The sequence below is a fragment of the Patescibacteria group bacterium genome (assembly GCA_041650995.1).
Taxonomy (GTDB): domain Bacteria; phylum Patescibacteriota; class Patescibacteriia; order XYB2-FULL-38-15; family XYB2-FULL-38-15; genus JAHIRI01.
In genome coordinates, this window is record JBAZJZ010000007.1 from 1 (window position 1) to 5,475 (window position 5,475).

The following is a 5,475-nucleotide window of genomic DNA, read 5'->3' on the forward strand; positions in this document are numbered from 1 at the left end:
GGATTTTTTACTTTGTACTCTCTTTTCAGCTGTTTAACTACCAATTCGCTATCCAAAAAAAACTCCAAGATTTCCGCTTTTAATTCTTTAGCTTTTTTCATGGCCGCGATTACCGCTTTATATTCAGCTTGGTTGTTGGTGGAATGTCCGAGAAATTCCGAAATCTCCGCTATCTTCTTTTTATTTTCATCATAAATCACCGCCCCAATCCCGCCCGGTCCAGGATTGCCACGAGCGCCGCCATCTGTAAAAATTGTTAATTTATCCATAGTAAATATTGATAATAACCGTTTAATAAAATTAGACTTCGTGCCATTGAACCAGAGATTCCTGCCTGCCGGCAGGCAGGGCTTCGTCGCTACGCTCCTCGCAATGACAGTGTAATGTCAAAAGTCAAAAGTTAACTGTCAATTGTTAATTGTCAATTTGATATCCACCAGCTTCATCTGCACTTCACTCCGACCATTAAATTCATTTCTTTCTATATAATAAACTATATCAACTTTATCGCCGATTTTAAACTCTTTCCATTCCTCGCTTCGCCCAAAAGCAATCGCCCAAAAACCATTAAATCTGAATTTCACATGCTGGCCGTCTACTCCCATATTCATAATATCTTTTATCTGCGCATTTTTTGTCAAAAATCTTGGCTGCGGGTTGTCTTGGCCAAAAGGCAAAAATTTTTCTATATTCCCTTGGAGCTCGTCCCCTATTTTATTTAAGTCTAATTCCGCTTCTATTTTTAATTTTGGCTGAAGATTAATTTGCGCCAATTCTCTCGCCGCCACTTCGCGCATTTTGGCAGTAAATTTTTCTAAACTGGAGGAAGCTATAGAAAAACCGCAAGCTGCCGGATGACCGCCATATTTTTCCAAAAATTCTTTTGCTTCTTCTACGGCGGCAACGATATTAAATTCTTCAATGCTTCGGCCAGAGCCTTTATATCCATCTTCAGCTTCAGTAATCACCAAAACCGGACGATAGTATTTGTCGCAAAGCTTTCCCGCCACCAGGCCAATCACGCCTTCATTCCAAACTTCTGATTCATCTTCTTTGCGCAAAGGGCAAATACCGATAATTATATAATCTTCTTCTTTTTTCTCAGAAGAAATTTGTTTTTCTATTTCGGCCATTATTTCTTCGGTAATTCTTTGGCGGTCAATATTTTTTTCATTAAGTTTCTCAGCTAAGCTTTCTGCTTCTTGTTCATCTTTCGTTATAAGCAGCCCAAAGGCAGTATTGGCATGCTCCATCCGGCCGGCGGCGTTGAGGCGAGGGCCGAGCTGAAATCCAATATTCCAAGATTCAAGCTTCCCGCTAATTTGGGCTTTTTTTATTAATTTTTGCAATCCTATTCTCTTGGTTTTATTTAAAATTTTGAGACCCTCTTTTACTAATACTCTATTCTCGCCCAAGAGGCTCACACAATCCGCCACCGTGCCAACCGCCACCAAATCAAGAATTTGCTCTCTTAATTTTTCCTTGGCTTCTTCCGGCAATTTCGCTTTGGCGATTATGGCAATTGCTAGCTTATAAGCCACTCCGACACCGGCTAAATTTTTAGATGGATAGGTTTCGTCTTTGACATTGGGATTAATTATCAAACATTCCGGCAAATCTTCCTTTTCCGGAGCGACATGATGATCAGTGACAATAACATCCAAACCTTTCTCTTTAGTAAAATTAATTTCATCTTTATCGCGAATGCCTCCGTCCACGGTGATAATTAATTTAATATTGTTTTTCGCGAATTCTTCAATTGCTTTTTTATTCAAACCATATCCTTCGCTTACTCGGTCAGGAATATAAACATCCACCGGGGCTTTGAGAATTCTTAAAATTTCCACCAAGAGAGCGGAGGAAGTGACTCCGTCCGCATCATAATCTCCATAAACCAAAATTTTACTTTGTTTTTTTATATGCTCAATTATCAAATCAACGGCAGACCCCATATCTTTAAACAAAAAAGGCTCCGGAATCGTTTTGAAATCGGAATTTAAAAATTCTTCTATTTCTCTTTTTTCCTTAAGGCCGCGGTTAAAAAGCAGCTGCAAAAAAATCCGATCGTATTCGGAATGCAGATCAATAAAATCGTTGCTGATTGGCGGCAGCACTTGCCAAATCTTTCCCATAAAATTTAAATTACATAAAAGCTATGCCGATTGTCCAGATCACCATGGTAAAGATAACTATGGCAGATATAAATATCCAAATTATCCGATGAAATGTTTTTTTCTTCATATTTTTATCTTTTTAAAATCCTAATAAACGTTTCCGGAGGAATTTCCACGCTTCCTTTGCCGGCCGCCATCATTTTCTTTTTGCCTTTCTTCTGCTTTTCCAACAGCTTTCTTTTCCGGCTCACATCGCCGCCGTAGAGCTTGGCGGTCACATCTTTCCTCATCGCCGATAATCTTTCCGCGGCAATAACTTTGCCTCCGATCATGGCCTGCAATTTCAAAACAAACATCTGCTTGGACAAAGTTTCTTTCAAAGTTTCTACAATCGCTTTGCCTTCGCGAAAAGCCTCGTCCCGATAGACAATCATTGATAAAGCTTCTACCATTTCTTCGGCCACCAAAATATCCATCTTCACCACATCAGCCTCGCGATAATCTATATATTCATAATTGATAGAAGCGTAGCCGGAACTAACACTTTTTATCTTATCATAAAAATCCGTTAAAATCGCCGCCATCGGTATTTCATAGTGGAGAATCACCCGGTCTTCATCAAGATATTCTGTATTTTTATAAATCCCCTTCTTGCTTCTCGCTAATTCCATAATACTTCCCATATAATCTTTAGGGGAAATTATATCTAATGTCGCCCAAGGCTCTTCTATTTTTTTTATTTCTGCTTGGTCCGGTAATTTCTGGGGAGTGCGGATAAAAATTTCTTCTCCATTTGTTTTATAAACTTTATAAGCTACGCTGGGCAGAGTCACAATCAAATCCAGCCCATATTCTCTTCTTAATCTTTCCTGAAAAATTTCCAAATGAAGAAGCCCTAAAAAACCACAGCGAAAGCCAAAACCTAGCGCTTCGGAACTTTCCGGCTCATAACTCAAGGCGGCATCATTTAATTTTAATTTTTCCATTGCCTCTCGCAAGTCTTTAAAATCGCTGCCCTCGCGCGGAAAAACTCCGGCAAAAACCATCGGCTTTACTTCTTTGTAGCCCTGCAGAGGCTCTAATTTGGAATCAATAGATTTGATATTGGAAATGGTATCGCCGACCCGGCATTCGCTCACTTCTTTAAAGCCGGTGACAATATAGCCTATCTCGCCGGTTTTTAATTCCGGTTTTGATTTATATTCCGGTTTGAATATCCCCGTATCCAAAGCCTCGCTTTTTGCCTTGGTAGCAAGCAAGCAAATTTTTTCTCCTTTTTTTATTTCTCCGTCAACAATTCTTACATAAGCTACCACGCCCTTATACTCATCATAATTGGAATCAAAAATCAAAGCTCGCAAGGGCGCGTCGGCTGCCTCTTTCGGCGCCGGCACATTTTTTATTACTGATTTCAAAATTTCGTCTACTCCTTTTCCGGTCTTGCCTGAAGCCAAAATTATCTCTTCTTCTTTGCAGCCGATTAATTTTATAATTTCCTGCTTAGTTTTAGGAATGTCAGCAGCCGGCAAATCTATTTTATTGACTACAGGGATAATTGTCAGATTCTGTTCCATGGCCAAATATAAATTAGCCAAAGTCTGGGCCTGAATTCCCTGCGAAGCATCCACGAGTAAAACTGCCCCTTCTACAGCTGCCAAAGAACGGGAAACTTCATAAGAAAAATCCACGTGGCCGGGCGTATCTATCAAATTCAAAACATAGCCGTCATATTCCATGGTTACTGGCTGTAATTTGATGGTTATTCCTCTTTCCCTTTCCAAATCCATCCGATCCAAAACCTGATCTTTCATTTTTCTTTTTTCAATTGTACCGGTAATTTCCAGCATCCGGTCCGCCAAGGTTGATTTCCCGTGGTCAATATGCGCGATGATGCAGAAATTGCGTATGTTCGTCATAAAATCTTTTTTCGTGAATTATTTGAGTCTCGCCTCGCCGAAGTCCCGAAGGCTCGGGACGAAGGCGGGTGGTCAATATGGGCTTGCCCCGCCGAAGCTTCAGCGAAGGCGGGCGATGATGCAGAAATTGCGTATGTTAGTCATAAATTAATCCTAATATCCAATTTTTGTGTTTAAAAATTAAATAAAAATAAAGCAAAATGCTTGCTTTTAGCTCTCTCTATCTTATCTTTTTTCGGCCTTTTGGTCAAATAAAAAAGGCGAACATTTCTGCCCGCCTCTTATTACTGTGCCGATTACTCGCATGCTATCAGGATGCGGTATCTGCAAGATGACTGGCCATATTTTTAAGGCCAGATTCGAAAAGTTTCTGATCGAAGAAAATCCTCCTTCCCAACTTGTATGACCCTGGTATCACGCCCATATTTCGATAAACCCATTTTTTGGATTTGCGAAGAATACTGGCGACTTCGGCGACGGAAAAAACATCTGCAACATATTCTTTTTTCGGATTCAGGCCCAAGACATCCTGCATGTCATAAAGGCCCGGCTTCTGCTTCACGACCCATCGCGCCGCCCGAACCGCGCCTTCGGCGAAAGCAACGCGGGAAGTAACCTTATGCGCCAACTCAACCCGCTCTCCCCTGCCAAAAAAAATAATCGTGTGTTCACCCACCACATCGCTCGCGCGGAGAGAATGGATGCCAATCTGACCTTTCGGTCGAGAACTGCCCATTCCATGCCGACCATAGCAAGCGACATCTTCCAGTTCCTGCTCCCTGACGCCAGCAATAACTTCCGCCAATCTATTGGCCGTACCGCTGGGAGCATCCTTTTTCTGATCATGGTGAGCTTCAACAATCTCAATCTGATATTCTGACCCCAGAAGCATTGCTGCCCTGGCCACCAACTCAAAAATCGAATTGGCTCCAACACTGAAGTTCGGCGCCAGAACACAGGGAATTTTCTCGGCGGCTTTCCTGAGACAATTCTTCTCGTCCTCAGACAAGCCGGTCGTGCCGATCACCAAGGCTTTCCCAAGCTCTACCGCTAGAGAAATGCGTTCCCCGATATTTTCAGTAGAGCTGACATCGATAATAACATCAGATTCCTGAAAAATCTCCCGCAAGGCAATAATGTTAGACGTGGAAGAGAAGAATGTTCTCTCCGCCCCCGGCATCGGGCATATCTCCTTCTCAACCGCTCCAAAAAAACTGACGTCATCGGCTTCCTTGATCAGCTGAACAATCAAGCTTCCCATTCTGCCAGCAGCGCCGACTACGGTTACTTTTAAATTTTCCACGGTATTTTTCCTTTCTTAAAACGGTTAATATTGACGGGGATGTTTCACAAAAAGAACGATAAATAAAATTATCATAGAAATAAAGACAAGTCAACTCCGTTAGAAATAAAAAAATTCAGCGATAATAAACAGTTTTTGTCAT

At 41.5% G+C, this 5,475-nt stretch carries 4 protein-coding genes; all 4 read right to left on the bottom strand.

Annotated elements, in window-relative coordinates:
• A partial coding sequence (locus tag WC445_04940) for a ribonuclease HI family protein (protein MFA5129267.1) occupies positions 1-269 on the bottom strand: 269 nt, incomplete at its 3' end.
• Between the two features lie 138 nt (positions 270-407).
• The gene (gene recJ, locus WC445_04945; GenBank protein ID MFA5129268.1) at positions 408-2,132 is read right to left on the bottom strand and encodes a single-stranded-DNA-specific exonuclease RecJ; all 1,725 of its coding nucleotides are present in this window, start codon (positions 2,130-2,132) and stop codon (positions 408-410) included.
• Between the two features lie 113 nt (positions 2,133-2,245).
• Positions 2,246-4,030, bottom strand: coding sequence for a translation elongation factor 4 (lepA, locus tag WC445_04950; GenBank protein ID MFA5129269.1), 1,785 nt, complete (start codon positions 4,028-4,030; stop codon positions 2,246-2,248).
• Positions 4,031-4,340: 310 nt separating this feature from the next.
• The gene (gene dapB / locus WC445_04955) at positions 4,341-5,333 is read right to left on the bottom strand and encodes a 4-hydroxy-tetrahydrodipicolinate reductase (protein MFA5129270.1); all 993 of its coding nucleotides are present in this window, start codon (positions 5,331-5,333) and stop codon (positions 4,341-4,343) included.
• Positions 5,334-5,475: the final 142 nt, after the last annotated feature.